Here is a 15,124-nt window from a genome sequence, read left to right as displayed (position 1 = left end):
AGTCTGGGACGAATCTGTCCCCCCGTTGTCATGCGCGACGGGCAGCCGTGACGGGGCCGCAATGCCGAAGAGAGAAGACATCCGCTCCATCCTCATCATCGGGGCGGGGCCCATCGTCATCGGTCAGGCCTGCGAGTTTGACTATTCCGGCGCCCAGGCCTGCAAGGCGCTGCGCGAGGAAGGCTACCGGGTCATCCTGGTCAACTCGAACCCCGCCACGATCATGACCGACCCTGAAATGGCGGACGCGACCTACATCGAGCCGATCACGCCCGAGGTCGTCGCGAAGATCATCGAGAAGGAACGCCCCGACGCGCTCCTGCCCACCATGGGCGGCCAGACCGGCCTCAACACCGCGCTGAAGCTCGCCGACATGGGCGTGCTCGAGAAATTCGACGTCGAGCTGATCGGCGCCAAGCGCGAAGCCATCGAGATGGCCGAGGACCGCGCCCTCTTCCGCGAGGCCATGGACCGGATCGGGCTCGAGAACCCCAAGGCCACCATCGCCAAGACCATCGAGGAAGCGATGGACGCGATCGAACACGTGGGTCTTCCGGCCATCATCCGCCCCGCCTTCACCCTCGGCGGAACGGGGGGCGGCGTGGCCTACAACCGCGAAGACTACGAGCACATCTGCAAGACCGGCCTCGACGCCTCCCCCGTCTCCCAGATCCTCATCGACGAGAGCCTGCTGGGATGGAAGGAATTCGAGATGGAAGTCGTCCGCGACAAGGCGGACAACTGCATCATCATCTGCTCCATCGAGAACGTCGATCCGATGGGCGTGCATACCGGCGATTCGATCACCGTGGCGCCGGCGCTCACGCTCACGGACAAGGAATACCAGATGATGCGCAACGCCTCGATCGCGGTGCTGCGCGAGATCGGGGTGGAAACCGGCGGCTCCAACGTGCAGTTCGCGGTCCAGCCCGAGACGGGCCGGCTCGTCGTCATCGAGATGAACCCGCGCGTCTCCCGTTCCTCCGCGCTCGCCTCCAAGGCCACCGGCTTCCCGATCGCCAAGGTCGCGGCCAAGCTCGCCGTGGGCTACACGCTCGACGAACTGGACAACGACATCACGCAGGTCACGCCCGCGAGCTTCGAGCCGACAATCGACTACGTGGTCACCAAGATCCCGCGCTTCGCCTTCGAGAAATTCCCCGGCTCCGAGCCCGTGCTCACCACGGCGATGAAATCCGTGGGCGAGGCTATGGCCATCGGCCGCACCTTCCACGAAAGCGTCCAGAAGACCCTCTGCTCCCTCGAAACAGGCCTCACCGGCTTCGACGAGATAGAGATCGAAGGCGCGGGCGACGGCGTGCCGACCGCGGAACTCAAGGCCGCGGTCACAAAGGCGCTCTCCGTGCGCACCCCCGACCGGCTGCGCGTCGCGGCCCAGGCCATGCGCCACGGCCTCACCGACGACGAGATCAACGGCGTCACCGGCTTCGATCCGTGGTTCCTCGCCCGCATTCGCGAAATCGTCGAGGAAGAGGCCCGCCTGCGGCGCGACGGCCTGCCCCGCTCCGCCCCCGAGCTGCGCCGGCTGAAGATGATGGGCTTCTCGGATGCCCGCCTCGCCACGCTCACCGCCCGCACCGAGACATCGGTGCGCGCCGAGCGCCAGCGGTTCAACGTCCGCTCGGTCTTCAAGCGGATCGACACCTGCGCCGCCGAGTTCGAGGCCCAGACGCCTTACATGTATTCGACCTACGAGGCCGATGCGATGGGGATGACCGAATGCGAGGCCCGCCCGTCGGATCGCAAGAAGGTCGTGATCCTCGGCGGCGGCCCGAACCGGATCGGCCAGGGCATCGAGTTCGACTACTGCTGCTGTCATGCCTGTTTCTCGCTCGCCGATGCGGGCTACGAGACCATCATGATCAACTGCAACCCGGAGACGGTCTCGACCGACTACGACACCTCCGACCGGCTCTACTTCGAACCGCTCACCCTCGAGCACGTGCTCGAAGTGCTCCGCGTCGAGCAGGATGCGGGCACGCTCAAGGGCGTGATCGTGCAGTTCGGCGGCCAGACGCCGCTGAAGCTCGCCAATGCCCTCCATGATGCTGGCATCCCGATCCTCGGCACCGACCCCGACGCGATCGACCTTGCCGAAGATCGCGAGCGGTTCCAGCAGCTTCTCAACAAGCTCGAGCTGAAGCAGCCCGCCAACGGCCTTGCCACCTCCAAGAAGGAAGCCGAGGCGGTCGCCGCCCAGATCGGCTACCCGCTGGTGATCCGGCCGTCCTACGTGCTCGGCGGTCGCGCCATGGAAATTGTGCGCGACGACGCCCACCTTCAGCGCTACATCAACGAGGCGGTGAAGGTCTCGGGCAACGATCCGGTGCTGCTCGACAGCTATCTCACCGGCGCGGTCGAGGTCGATGTGGATGCGATCTCGGACGGCACGAACGTTCATGTCGCAGGCGTGATGGAGCATATCGAGGAAGCGGGCGTGCATTCCGGCGACAGCGCCTGCGCCCTTCCGCCCTATTCGCTCTCGCCCGAAATGGTCGCGGAGCTGAAGGTCCAGACCCGCAAGCTCGCGCTCGGCCTTAACGTGGTCGGCCTGATGAACGTGCAGTTCGCGATCAAGGACGGCGAGATCTTCGTGCTCGAAGTGAACCCGCGCGCCTCGCGCACCGTGCCCTTCGTCGCCAAGGCCGTGGGCTCGCCCATCGCGGGCATCGCCGCGCGCGTCATGGCGGGCGAGAAGCTCGACGCCTTCACCCTCAAGGCCCCCGAGACCAAGCATATCGCCGTCAAGGAAGCCGTCCTGCCCTTCAGCCGCTTTCCGGGCGTCGACACGATCCTCGGCCCCGAAATGCGCTCGACCGGCGAGGTCATGGGTCTCGACAAGACCTTCTCGCGCGCCTTCCTCAAGGCCCAGATCGGCGCCGGCACCACCCTGCCCACCGAAGGCACCGTCTTTATCTCCGTGAAGGACAGCGACAAGAACGGTCTCATCATCGAGGCCGCGCAGATCATGTCCCGCCTCGGTTTCGAGATCGTGGCCACCGGCGGCACGGCGGCATTCCTCACCGAAAACGGCATCCCGGCGAAGAAGATCAACAAGGTCTATGAAGGCCGTCCGCACATCGTCGACCGGATCAAGGATGGCGGCGTTCAGGTGGTGTTCAACACCACCGAAGGCGCGCAGTCGGTTTCCGACAGCCGCGAGATCCGTGCGCTCGCGCTCTCGGGCAAGATCCCCTACTACACCACCGCCGCCGGCTCCCGCGCTGCTGCACTCGCGATGCAGAACCGGCTCGAAGGCGATCTCGAGGTCATGGCGATCCAGGAACTGGCGGGGTCCTGATCCCGAGGCGAATGGCAGTTACGAGCCGATCTGGCCATCGGTGCTGGGAAACAATGGCACGGGACAAGCCGGAGGCGCCGTGCCTGCGTCGGCCCGCCCGGACGGGCTGGCGCGTCCTCGATGAAGGGGCATACCGCCGGTCTAGGCAGTATCGTCGCCGTAAACCGCGCCAAACAGGCCGTGCTGCGCCACCCCCCGGTCCGCCGCCGGCCCGGCCTCGAAAACAGCAGCATTGTCACGGCAAAGCCGTGTATGCTGCGCGACGTGCGGACAGGCGAACCAGAAAAACCCGTTTTATTCCAAGGCGCATGGGCAAGCTCCTGCTCACTTCATGCTGTCAATACTTGGACTATATAAAATTCGACCCATCTCGATCCCTTCGTTCAACAACCGATGGGACCGAAATGCAGAAACGACTTCTCCTGATTGCCTCCGCCCTCGCAGCCTCAACCGTCCTGCCTGCCTCTCGCGCGGCAGCCGATAGCGAAACCGCAGAATCCTGTCTTGCGGAAGCCATCTATTTCGAGGCCCGCGGTGAGAGCAGAACCAGCCGGGAAGCCGTTGCGCATGTGATCGTCAATCGTGCCGAAAGCGAGGATTTTCCGGATACGATCTGCGGTGTCGTCAACCAGGGCTGCCAGTTCTCCTACAACTGCGATGGCCTTCCCGAAACGCTGACACACCGGGAAAGCCGCGAGGCCGCCTTCGAATTGGCCGAGAATGTCCTCGACGGATCGACCGAGGACCCGACCGGCGGTGCGCTGTTCTATCATGGCTCGCACATGACCCCCTACTGGGCCGCCGCATTCGAGACGACCGGGATCGTGGGCGCGCATACGTTCTACCGCTGAGCAGGCAGCAGCACACGGCGCAACGTCCAGTCCGGGGCGATCTCGCGCAACAGGCACGTCACCCGCCTATCCTGTCCGGTTTTGCCGAATCCACGGAAAGCCCGGCAAATTAACCGGACGGTTACGCATGCGGGAATTTATCACGATGCAATCTGCATGAAATATGCATGAAATGTGCATTCGGCCCGAGCGGCACCGAATCGCTCTCGCCCCTTTCCTGCAAGGCCGAAGCCACTTCCCGCCCCGGCAAGCGCCAAGGCCGTTAACCCGGCCTTAACCTCAGCAGTTCGGCACATTCACTGCCAACCCGCCGAGCGAGGTTTCCTTGTAGCGCTCGTCCATGTCGTGCCCGGTCTGGCGCATCGTCTCGATGCAGGCATCCAGGCTCACCAGGTGCCAGCCATCGCCCCGAAGCGCGAGCGAAGCCGCCGAAACCGCCTTGATCGCCCCCAGGCCATTTCGCTCGATGCAGGGCGCCTGCACCAGCCCCTTGATCGGATCGCAGGTCATGCCGAGGTGATGCTCGAGCGCAATCTCGGCCGCATTCTCGATCTGCGCCGGCGTCCCGCCCAGCACCGCGGCCAGCCCCGCCGCCGCCATCGCCGCCGCCGAGCCCACCTCGCCCTGGCAGCCCACTTCCGCCCCCGAGATCGACGCGTTATGCTTGATGATCCCGCCCACCGCCGCCGCGGTCAGAAGGAATTCGGGCACCCGCGATGCGGTGGCCCCCGGCACATGATCGAGCCAGTATCGGATGGTCGCTGGCACCACGCCCGCCGCCCCGTTCGTGGGTGCCGTCACCACCCGCCCCCCGGCGGCATTTTCCTCATTCACTGCAATGGCATAGACCGAAATCCAGTCGTTGATGCTGTGCGGCGGCGCGAGGTTCACGCCCCGCTCCGAAAGCAGGTGATTGTGGATACCCCGCGCCCGCCTCGGCAAGTTCAACCCACCCGGCAGCTTGCCGTCGCGGGCAAGGCCCGCGTCGATGCATTCCGTCATCACCGACCAGATGCGCTTCAGCCCTTCGTCAAGCGCGCCGGGGGAGATCCGCGCCAGCTCGTTCGCGCGCTTCATCCCGGCAATGCTCTTGCCGCTCTTCTCCGCCATGGCGAGCATCTCGGCCGCGGTGTGAAACGGATACGGCACCGGGCTTGCATCCTCGCCGACGGGCGGATGCGCCAGTTCCCCCTCGGTCAGCACGAAGCCGCCACCCACCGAGTAATAGGTCTCGCTCAGCGCCAGGTTGTCATCCGCATCCCAGGCCAGCAGCGTCATGCCATTCGCGTGACCCGGCAATGGCTTGTCGTAGTCGAACACCAGATCGCGGTTGGGCTCGAACGCCATTTCCGGCAGGTCCGGGGGCGCGATCCGGCCGGTCTTCTCGATCTGCGCCAGAACCGCCTCCGCGCGCTCCGGCTCGTATGTCTCCGGCGTGAACCCGGCGAGACCGAGGATGACGGCCCGGTCGGTCGCATGGCCCTTACCCGTGAAGGCGAGCGAGCCGTGCAACCGGCATCCCAACCGCGCGGCAGGCCCCGCGCCGGGGATCGGATCCATTCCGCCCCGAAGCCCCTCAAGAAACCGCGCACCGGCCACCATCGGGCCCATGGTGTGGCTCGATGACGGACCGATCCCGACCTTGAAGATCTCGAACACACTGAGAAACATGAGCTGGCTCGCGAAACTGATCCCTGCCCCAGCCTAGCCGCGCCCCTGCGCCATGTGCATGGCTGATAACGACACCCGCCATAGCTGGCGCGGCGCGCGCCCGAATGCGCCTTCCGGTTGCCGCCCAATGCCCCTATAACCCGGGTAGCCAGCGAAATTCGCCCCATTTCCGCCGCAAACAGCATGGCGCAGGAGACGGGAAAGCGGTTCCGCTGGGACGGGCCAGACGCCCGGACTTTGGGAAGTGAGGAGGTTCAATGACGAAAAGAGTTCAACCAGCCGATTCGTCCTCGCTCTCGCCTGCGGACAAGGCCAAGCGGGCCGCCGCGGAGAAGGCGCTGGATTTCGTCGAATCCGGGATGACACTCGGCCTCGGCACCGGCTCCACGGCCGCCTGGTTCGTCCGGCTGCTCTCCGAGCGCATCCGGGATACGGATCTGGCCGTCACGGGTGTCGCGACATCGAACACCACCATGTGGCTCGCCCGGGAACTTGGCGTTCCGCTTCGGGAGATCGACGCCTGCGGCACGATCGACCTCACGGTGGATGGCGCCGACGAGTTCGACGTTGGCCTCAACCTCATCAAGGGCGGCGGCGCTGCGCTTCTGCAGGAAAAGATCGTCGCCACCTCAAGCGAGCGGATGGTGGTGATCGCCGACCGCGGCAAGCAGGTCCAGCACCTCGGCGCCTTCCCCCTTCCGGTCGAAGTGGTGAAGTTCGGCAATGGACGCACGAAAACGGCTATCGAGGAGGCGCTCGAGGGCGCGGACGTGGATGGGCGCGAGGTCATCCTGCGCGAGACCTCGGACCATGCCCTGGTCACCGACGGCGGTCACTACATCCTCGATCTGCACCTGAAGCGCATCGGCGATCCGGCCGATCTGGCCAACAGGCTGTCGCATATTCCGGGTGTGGTCGATCACGGTTTGTTCATTGGCATCGCAGATGCCGTGATCGTCGGCGAGGAAAGCGGGGAGTGCGAGTTGATCGAGCGGTCCAAGATATTAGATCTGGCGGAACAAATGCGAAATGAGGACGCCTAACCCAGCATGACGAGGCTGAATTGATGAGCGAATTCGATCTCGACCTGTTCGTGATCGGCGGCGGGTCGGGCGGCGTTCGCGCGGCGAGGATTGCCGCTCAGACCGGTGCAAAGGTGGGTCTTGCCGAGGAATATCGTTTCGGTGGCACCTGCGTGATCCGGGGGTGCGTCCCCAAGAAACTGATGGTCTACGCGTCGAGCTTTTCCGATGCATTCGACGACGCCGAAGGCTTCGGATGGAGCGTTGGGGCAACGAGTTTCGATTGGTGGAAGCTGATCGCGGCCAAGGATACCGAGATTTCCCGGCTCGAGAACATCTATCTGACCAATCTCCGCAAGGCAGGCGTGCATGTCTTCACGTCGCGCGCCAGGCTGACGGACGCGCACACCGTGGAGCTTGTGAATGGGAAGAGCTTCCGCGCGAAGCACATCCTGATTGCCACCGGGGGCACGCCATTCGTCCCGGACATCCCCGGAGCGGAGCTCGGGATCACCTCCAACGAAATCTTCGACCTAAAGGAACAGCCGCGCCGGATCATGATTGTGGGTGGCGGGTATATCGCCTGCGAATTCGCCTGCATCATGAACGGTCTCGGCAGCCATGTGACCCAAGCCTACCGCGGCACCCAGATCCTGCGCGGTTTCGATGACGACGTGCGTGACCATGTGGCCGACGCCATGCGCGAGCGCGGCGTGGAAATCATGCTGGCGCATGAACCGGCCTCCATCACCAAGGAAGCCGACGGGCTGCATGTCACCCTGAAGAACAACGATCTGTCGATCGTGGATCAGGTGCTTTTCGCCACGGGCCGTCACGCAAATACACGGGGTCTCGGTCTCGAGGAGGCGGGCGTGAAGCTCAAGCCGAACGGCGCGATCGCGGTGGACGAATGGTCGCAGACCAGCGTGCCATCGATCTATGCCGTGGGCGACGTGACCGACCGTGTGGCGCTGACCCCGGTTGCAATCCGGGAAGGACACGCCTTTGCCGACACGGTGTTCGGTGGAACACCACGCAAGGCCGATCATGAGCTGATTCCGACGGCGGTCTTTACCCAGCCCGAAATCGGGACGGTTGGCATGAGCGAGGCGGAGGCCCGCGAAACCGGCGAGATCGAGATCTATCGCTCGACTTTCCGCCCGATGCTCAACACGCTTGGTGGGCGCGATGAGAAGATGCTCCTGAAGCTGATCGTGGCGAAGGACAGCAGGAAGGTTCTTGGCTGTCATATCGTCGGTCACGGTGCGGGCGAAATGGCCCAGCTTGTCGCCATCCCGATGCGGATGGGGGCAACCAAGGAAGACTTCGACAATACCATGGCCGTGCACCCCACGGCTGCGGAAGAACTGGTAACAATGCGAACACCTGTCGAATAACGGATTGATTTTGCCCGTTCGGGTGGCAAATTGCCGCTCACACGGGCGCGGGTGAAGCGCAAAACGACGATCAACGGAGAGGAGCCGAGCGGCGCATGCCTTACAGCAACAACGGCGGACCTTGGGGAAGCGGCAAGAAGGGCGGCGGATCCCAGGGCGGAGGCGGCAAGGGGCCGTGGGGCGGCGGAAGCGGCGGCGGCAATCGCGGTGGCGGAAGCGGCGGCGGTGGCGGTGGACAGGGCGGCGGCCAGCCACCTGTCCCGGATATCGACGAGATCGTTCGCAAGGGTCAGGAACAGCTCAAGGTTCTGATGGGCGGACGCTCGGGCGGAGGCGGTGGCCGGGGCCCCGGCGGAGGGGGCGGCCCGAGTGCCGGCATCCCGAAACGCGCCATCGTTCTGATCCTTGTCGTGATCTTCGGCCTCTGGCTGGTGAAATCTTTCTACCGGGTCCAGGACTTCGAACGCTCGGTCGAACTGACACTGGGCGAATGCCGCGGTGACTGCGTCGGCGGCCCCGGTCTCAACTTTGCGCCCTGGCCGATCGTGACCTACGAAATCATCCCGGCCTTCCGCGAGCAGACCGTCGAGATCGGCTCCGGAACCGTTCGCGGCGCCAGCGCCGGCCTGATGCTGACAGGCGACGAGAACATCGTCGACATCAACTTCGAGGTGGTCTGGAACGTGCGCGACCCGGCACAGTTCATCTTCAATCTCTCGAACCCGGTCTCGACCATCGAGGCGGTGGCGGAATCGGCCATGCGTGAGGTTGTCGCCCGGTCCGAACTGGCTCCGATCCTCAACCGCGACCGCGGGATCATCAGCCAGGAAGTCCAGGAACTTATACAGGCAACGCTCGACGAATACGGCTCCGGCGTGAATATCGTCCGCCTCAACTTCGACAAGGCCGACCCGCCCGAGCAGGTCATCGACGCCTTCCGCGAAGTGCAGGCAGCCCGCCAGGAACGTTCGACCCTCCAGAACCGCGCCGATGCATATGCCAACGAGCGCCTCGCCGGTGCGCGTGGTCAGGCCGCGCAGATCCTGCAGGAATCCGAAGGCTACCGGGCGCGGGAAGTCAACTCGGCACAGGGTGAGGCGAGCCGCTTCAGCGCCGTGCTCGAGGAATACGTGAAAGCGCCTGATGTCACCCGGCAGCGGCTCTATCTCGAAACCATGGAAGGGGTGCTTGGCGGCGTGCAGATGTTCCTCGTGGATACGCCTTCCGGCAATTCGCAGGGTGTCGTTCCCTATCTTCCGCTGAACGAGTTGCAACGCGGCGCAACCGTCAGCTCCAACACCGGGGAGACCAACTGATGCGCAAGCTCCCAATCATCGCAATTGCCCTCGCGGTCATCGTCTTCCTTCTGGCCAATTCGCTCTTCATCGTCGACGAACGTCAGAAGGCCATGGTGCTCCAGTTCGGCCAGGTCCGCTCGGTCAAGGAAGAGCCCGGCCTCGCCTTCAAGGTTCCGTTCATCCAGAACGTCGTCTTCTATGACGCGCGTATCCAGGGCCTCGAGACGCAGGCACTCGAAGTCACGCCTCTCGACGACCGCCGCCTGATCGTGGACGCCTTCGCACGTTGGCGCATCCAGGATGTCGAACAGTTCCGCCGGGCCATCGGTGCCGGTGGCGTCTCCTCCGCCGAGCAGCGGTTGAGCTCGATCCTTCGCGCCAACATCCGTGAAGCACTGGGTGCCGTCCGCTCCGAGGCGGTGCTGTCGCCGGATCGTGTCGGGCTGATGAACCGGATCCGCGATGCCTCCATCGTCGAGGCGCGGGCACTGGGCATCAACATCATCGACGTGCGGCTGAAGCGCGCCGACCTGCCCGAGCAGAACCTCGAAGCTACGTTCCAGAGGATGCAGGCCGAGCGTGAACGCGAAGCGGCAGATGAGCGCGCTCGCGGTAACGAGGCGGCCCAGCGTGTGCGTGCACAGGCCGACAGGACCGCGATCGAGATCGTCTCCGAAGCCGAGCGCGACGCGAACGTGATCCGCGGTGAGGCCGACGCCGAGCGCAACCGGATCCTGGCGGAGGCTTTCTCGGCTGATGAGGAGTTCTTCTCCTTCATCCGCTCGATGGAAGCCTATGGGTCGGCACTTACCAGCGAGAACACCACGCTGATGATCGAACCAGACAGTCGGTTCTTCGACTATCTGGACTCGCCGCAATCCCGGTCGGACACCAGCGCCGCGGAATGATCCGCGACGTGCTCATGGCCTTCGGGCTGGTCGCCATCTTCGAGGGTCTTGCCCTCGCTTTGGCACCGGCCCGGGTCCGCGACATGCTCGAAATGCTCGACAGTCTTTCCATCGGCCAGCGCCGGACCATCGCGCTGGCCGCCATTGCATTCGGAACCGGCATTGTCTGGATCTTCCGCTAGGCCAAACGCCTGACCTTTCAGCATTTGCGCACTCACCTATCCTCACTTCGTGGCATCCGGAGCGCTTCTCTATCGCAACAGGTTGCGATCCGAATCAGCCCGCCATCTGGCTCTCCTTGCGCGCGCCGTTCTTTGCGTCTCGATCACGACAATCTTGCAATGGCCGCAGTCCGACGCCGTCCGGGAGATCATGCGTGCAGTTTCCGCAGTCAGCCGTCGCACTGGTGGGGCTGGAGCTGTGTCACGCGCGCATCTGGCGTGCGATGGCGCTGATCGGCACGGCCTCATTGGCGTTTTACGTGAGCCACCCGATCTTCTCCGAAATTGCCAGAGACGGCCTTGCTGCGCTCGGGGCTACGGTTTGACCCTTCAGATAACCATCGTCGCGCTGGCCGGGATTATCGCGCCGCTAATCTGCTATTGCTGGGCAAAACGGCTGGGCTGCCTGAAGCTTGTCGGCCTCTGAACACGACGCATCAATCCGCGCAATGAAACGCTGCAGATGCATAGTGATTGATTGTTCTGGAAAAGAACGCTTCTCTTTCCGAAGCGGCGCGGTAAATCTGCCAGAATTTACCGCCTATGTTTATTGGAGCGGGCGATGGGATTCGAACCCACGACCCCAACCTTGGCAAGGTTGTGCTCTACCCCTGAGCTACACCCGCGTTCCGTGGAGCGGTGTATAACCAAAAGCCGAGAGGGGACACAAGAGCGAAAAACACCATAAACCACGTTTCTCTGCATGTTTTTTTGCCCCCTCGCCGCACGTCCATGCAGCTCGCGATTTCAGGCTGAATGCCCGGCGATCACGGCAGTCAAACGCCACACATCTTCCCGTCTGACCGGCCAGCAAGGGGCGCATCCAATTCACTGGCAGGTTGCAAGTCTCCTGCTTTACTTTTAACAAAAACAACCTATGATTGTATTTATGTTGAGAGGGCGATGATAATGGTCAGTCGAAGCAGCCAGACAGTCTCTGCACTTCTGCGCTTCGCGGCGTCGCGGCTCGATGTAACGGCAATCGGAACATTCCTGGTCGAGGATGGCAAGGCCACATTCTGGGACGGCACGGATGCCTTCCGGCACCAGTGGGCCCGCCGCAACGATACGTCCTCCGACGACATCACACATCTGCCCGCTTTGCTCACCCACGCCCTGCAAAGTCGGAAAGCCGCACGCATGGATCCTGCGGCATTCGGGCTGGAATGTCCCTATGCTGCGGTCATGCCGGTTCACGCCGGCGGTTCGGCGCGGGCCTTCCTGCTGATTCTCAGTGCAAGACACCGCTGGCTCGGCTCCGGGGCCGCCTCCCCGCTTCAGGACGCCGCAGACATCCTTGCCGAGTTGCTCGGCCACCCCACTGCTCCACTTCTCCCACCTGCCCTGCCTGCCCCACCAGCGATGGAAACACCCGCACCCAAGTCTCCGTCGACCCTCTCCCATTCCGATGCGCTCTGGCTGATCCGCGACATGCGCACGGGCGAAGGCGGCAAGGCCCTGTTGATGCTGGATATTGATCGCTTCCGTTCGCTCAACGAGGCCCTCGGTTCCGCTGCAGGCGATTTCATCCTCTACTGCCTCTATGAGCGCCTCGAAGGTGCGACCGGGCCGGGCGAGGTCATGGCCCGCCTGGGCGGCGATCGCTTCCTCATCCTCACCCGCCGCACCGGGGAGAGCCTGACGCAGTTCGCGGCGCACCTTCTCGAACGCGTCGCGGCCCCGCTTCCGGTCGCGGGTGAGCCGCTGGAGATGCAGGCAACGATCGGCCTCGTGGTCGAGGAACCAGGCGAAAGCACGCCCGCCGCGACCCTTTTCATGCAGGCCGACAAGGCACTGCGGCGCGGAAAGGCCGATGGGGGCAACAGGGTCAGCATCCACGACCCCGAACACGACGCGACGATGCACGATCAAAGCCGGCTCGAGCTCGACCTCGGTGCCGCGATCCGCACCGACCAGCTCCGGCTCGTCTACCAGCCCTACGTCAATCTCGCGGACGGATCTGTCGCCGGCGTCGAGGCACTCCTGCGCTGGCAGCACCCAGGCCGCGGCGAACTTACCCCTTCGAGCTTCATGACGCTCGCTGAAGCCTCGGGCCAGATCCTGCCAATCGGAAGCTGGGTGCTGCGCGAGGCCCTCTGCCGTGCCGCGGAATGGCCCGGCGAAATCGGCCTTTCGGTCAACGTCTCGGCCCTGCAGTTCCAGCAGCCGGATTTCATCAGCCAGATCGACAGCGCCCTGTCCCTGAGCGGCTTCCCGGCCGACCGGCTGGAGATCGAGATCACCGAGACCGTGCTGATGCGTGACGACCCCGAAACGCTCGGCCAGCTCCGAACCCTCATTGCCCGCGGCATCCGGATTGCGCTGGACGATTTCGGCTCCGGCTACAGCGCGCTCTCCTATCTCGCCCGCCTGCCGCATCACAGGATCAAGCTCGACAAGACCTTCGTGGACGATCTCGACAACCCGACCACCAATAAAGTCATCCGGGCAATTGTCTCCTCCGCCCGCACACAAGGGATCGCCGTCACAGCCGAAGGCATCGAAACCGAGGCAAGGCTGGAACAGGTGCGCCGCCTGGGCTTTACCCATGCGCAAGGCTACCTGATCGGCCTGCCACAGGAAAATCCGATGGAGGGCCTGGAAAACGCCAGGTGCCGCGCCTCGGCCTGAACACGCGGGAGGAATTCCCCCTCCGATCCCGTTCACAAGGACTTGACCCAACCTCGAGAGTTGACGATCAGGAGCTGCCCTGCACAGCCATTTCGCCAGCGCGGGCTTTCATTCTCATCCTGCATTCCTCACGAGGTGATCCGTGACGCAAAAGCTAACCGCCGAACTTTTCGGCACCTTCTGGCTGGTTTTCGGAGGCTGCGGCGCCGCAGTCATTTCCGCCGGCTATCCCGAACTGGGCATCGGTTTCGTCGGTGTCGCCTTTGCCTTCGGCCTGACCGTGCTGACGATGGCCTATGCCGTCGGCCCGATCTCCGGCGGGCATTTCAACCCGGCCGTGACGTTCGGTCTGGCCGTCGCGGATCGTTTCGAATGGAGCGAAGTGATTCCCTATTGGATTGCACAGGTGATCGGTGGCCTCCTGGCCGGCGCGCTGCTCTACGTCATTGCCTCCGGCGCGCCCTATGACGCTTCCTTCGGTCCTGAGTGGTCCCCCGGCAGCTTTGCCTCCAATGGCTACGACGATCTCTCGCCGGGAGGCTATGGCTTGATGTCGGCCTTCGCCATCGAAGTCGTCCTCACCGCCTTCTTCGTTGTCGTGATCCTCGGCGCAACCCAGCGCGGCGCTCCGGTGGGCTTTGCCCCCATCGCCATCGGTCTCTGCCTCACGCTGATCCACCTGATCTCGATACCGGTCACCAACACCTCGGTGAACCCGGCACGCTCCACCGCAGTCGTCTTTTTCGCCGAAACGAATGCAATCAGCCAGCTCTGGCTGTTCTGGATTGCCCCGCTGATCGGTGGCGGCCTCGGTGCATTCATCTGGAACACCCTGCTCGACAGCGATTGAGCCTATCTTCTGTGCGGGCGGCTCCCTGCCGCCCGTGCGTCCCCTTGTTCTTCGCCCTTGGCCACCAGCCCGCGCGCGGATACCTTGCGCGCATGAAGGACAATTCTCCCAGATCCGACTCGGATGCCCTCGTCCACGATGCCGAAGGCGGCATGCCAAGGCTCATCGAGATCATGGCGCGCCTGCGAGACCCGGAGGGCGGATGCCCCTGGGACCTGGTGCAGACCTTCGAGACCATCGCTCCCTTCACGATCGAGGAAGCCTATGAGGTGGCAGACGCGATCGAACGCCGCGATCACGGGGACCTGCGCGATGAACTGGGCGATCTGCTTCTCCAGGTCGTCTACCATGCGCGCCTCGCACAGGAGGACGATCACTTCGCCTTCGACGATGTCGTGCGCGCCATATCCGACAAGATGGTGCGCCGGCACCCTCACGTGTTCGGAGATGACAGCCGGGACAAGACACCCGAAGAGCAGACCCGCGACTGGGAAACCATCAAGGCGGGCGAACGCGGTGCGCAGCAAGGCCCCATAAGTGCCCTTGATGGGGTTGCCGCCGGTCTCCCGGCCCTCACCCGGTCGGTGAAACTGCAGAACCGGGCCGCACGGGTGGGCTTCGACTGGCCCGATGCGGGATCGGTTCTGGACAAGATCGCGGAGGAAACCGCCGAACTCGTCGAGGAGCACCGGCGGGGCGATACGGAGAAGGCGTTCGAGGAATATGGCGACCTGATGTTCGTCATGGCCAACCTAGCGCGCCACCTGAAGATCGATCCGGAAGCAGCCCTCCGCGCGGCGAACGCAAAATTCACTCGCCGCTTCCAGGGCATCGAGGCCATGCTCGCGGCGCAAGGCCGCACCCCGACCGACAGCACGCTCGAGGAAATGGATGAACTCTGGAACGCGGTAAAAAAGCGCGAGGGCTAAAGCGGATTTCGGAAAATTTTGCGA

The 15,124-nt window shown here is 63.9% G+C and carries 12 protein-coding genes and 1 tRNA gene; 11 read left to right on the top strand and 2 right to left on the bottom strand.

The window, feature by feature from the left end; all coding sequences use genetic code 11:
• The first annotated feature begins 61 nt into the window (after positions 1-61).
• Together carB and ACP15W_RS05305 are read left to right on the top strand one after the other, a co-directional pair.
• Entirely contained in the window at positions 62-3,322 is a 3,261-nt protein-coding gene (carB, locus tag ACP15W_RS05310; RefSeq protein ID WP_424931815.1) for a carbamoyl-phosphate synthase large subunit, read from the top strand.
• Between the two features lie 404 nt (positions 3,323-3,726).
• Positions 3,727-4,173: a cell wall hydrolase gene (locus ACP15W_RS05305; RefSeq protein WP_424931814.1), complete on the top strand. Its 447-nt coding sequence runs from the start codon at positions 3,727-3,729 to the stop codon at positions 4,171-4,173.
• A 279-nt stretch (positions 4,174-4,452) separates the two neighbouring features.
• Here the strand turns inward: ACP15W_RS05305 and ACP15W_RS05300 are convergent, their stop codons facing one another.
• The gene (locus ACP15W_RS05300; RefSeq protein ID WP_424931813.1) at positions 4,453-5,844 is read right to left on the bottom strand and encodes an L-serine ammonia-lyase; all 1,392 of its coding nucleotides are present in this window, start codon (positions 5,842-5,844) and stop codon (positions 4,453-4,455) included.
• Positions 5,845-6,101: 257 nt separating this feature from the next.
• On the opposite strand from ACP15W_RS05300, the gene rpiA reads away from it, so the two are divergent.
• The 6 genes from rpiA to ACP15W_RS05270 all read left to right on the top strand — a co-directional run bounded on the left by rpiA (position 6,102) and on the right by ACP15W_RS05270 (position 11,016).
• Positions 6,102-6,887 (top strand): ribose-5-phosphate isomerase RpiA, encoded by a 786-nt coding sequence (gene rpiA / locus ACP15W_RS05295; RefSeq protein WP_424931812.1) that lies wholly within the window; start codon positions 6,102-6,104, stop codon positions 6,885-6,887.
• A gap of 23 nt (positions 6,888-6,910) precedes the next feature.
• Entirely contained in the window at positions 6,911-8,263 is a 1,353-nt protein-coding gene (gor, locus tag ACP15W_RS05290) for a glutathione-disulfide reductase (RefSeq protein ID WP_424931811.1), read from the top strand.
• Positions 8,264-8,358: 95 nt separating this feature from the next.
• Positions 8,359-9,579 carry an FtsH protease activity modulator HflK gene (gene hflK / locus ACP15W_RS05285; protein WP_424931810.1) on the top strand — a complete coding sequence of 407 codons (1,221 nt, stop codon included), beginning with the start codon at positions 8,359-8,361 and terminating at the stop codon, positions 9,577-9,579.
• Positions 9,579-10,469, top strand: coding sequence for a protease modulator HflC (gene hflC, locus ACP15W_RS05280; protein ID WP_424931809.1), 891 nt, complete (start codon positions 9,579-9,581; stop codon positions 10,467-10,469). The genes hflK and hflC overlap by 1 nt, the downstream gene beginning before the upstream one ends.
• Positions 10,466-10,651 (top strand): DUF2065 domain-containing protein, encoded by a 186-nt coding sequence (locus ACP15W_RS05275; protein WP_424931808.1) that lies wholly within the window; start codon positions 10,466-10,468, stop codon positions 10,649-10,651. Before hflC ends, ACP15W_RS05275 begins: the two co-directional genes overlap by 4 nt.
• A 194-nt stretch (positions 10,652-10,845) precedes the next feature.
• Positions 10,846-11,016, top strand: coding sequence for a hypothetical protein (locus ACP15W_RS05270; protein WP_424931807.1), 171 nt, complete (start codon positions 10,846-10,848; stop codon positions 11,014-11,016).
• A gap of 225 nt (positions 11,017-11,241) precedes the next feature.
• Here the strand turns inward: ACP15W_RS05270 and ACP15W_RS05265 are convergent.
• Positions 11,242-11,316, bottom strand: a tRNA-Gly gene (locus ACP15W_RS05265).
• Positions 11,317-11,599: 283 nt separating this feature from the next.
• Between ACP15W_RS05265 and ACP15W_RS05260 the strand changes: the two genes are divergently transcribed.
• The 3 genes from ACP15W_RS05260 (at position 11,600) to mazG (ending at position 15,100) form a co-directional block, all read left to right on the top strand.
• Positions 11,600-13,321, top strand: a complete 1,722-nt coding sequence (locus ACP15W_RS05260) for a putative bifunctional diguanylate cyclase/phosphodiesterase (protein ID WP_424931806.1) — start codon at positions 11,600-11,602, stop codon at positions 13,319-13,321.
• A 142-nt stretch (positions 13,322-13,463) separates the two neighbouring features.
• The gene (aqpZ, locus tag ACP15W_RS05255; protein ID WP_424931805.1) at positions 13,464-14,171 is read left to right on the top strand and encodes an aquaporin Z; all 708 of its coding nucleotides are present in this window, start codon (positions 13,464-13,466) and stop codon (positions 14,169-14,171) included.
• Between the two features lie 92 nt (positions 14,172-14,263).
• Positions 14,264-15,100, top strand: coding sequence for a nucleoside triphosphate pyrophosphohydrolase (gene mazG, locus ACP15W_RS05250; protein ID WP_424931804.1), 837 nt, complete (start codon positions 14,264-14,266; stop codon positions 15,098-15,100).
• The last annotated feature ends 24 nt before the right edge of the window (positions 15,101-15,124 follow it).

Origin of the sequence: Amaricoccus macauensis (genome assembly GCF_049800915.1) — a bacterium.
Lineage (GTDB): Bacteria > Pseudomonadota > Alphaproteobacteria > Rhodobacterales > Rhodobacteraceae > Amaricoccus > Amaricoccus macauensis_A.
Note: the sequence above shows the minus strand (reverse complement) of the source record. Positions and strands in the feature narration are given on the sequence as shown.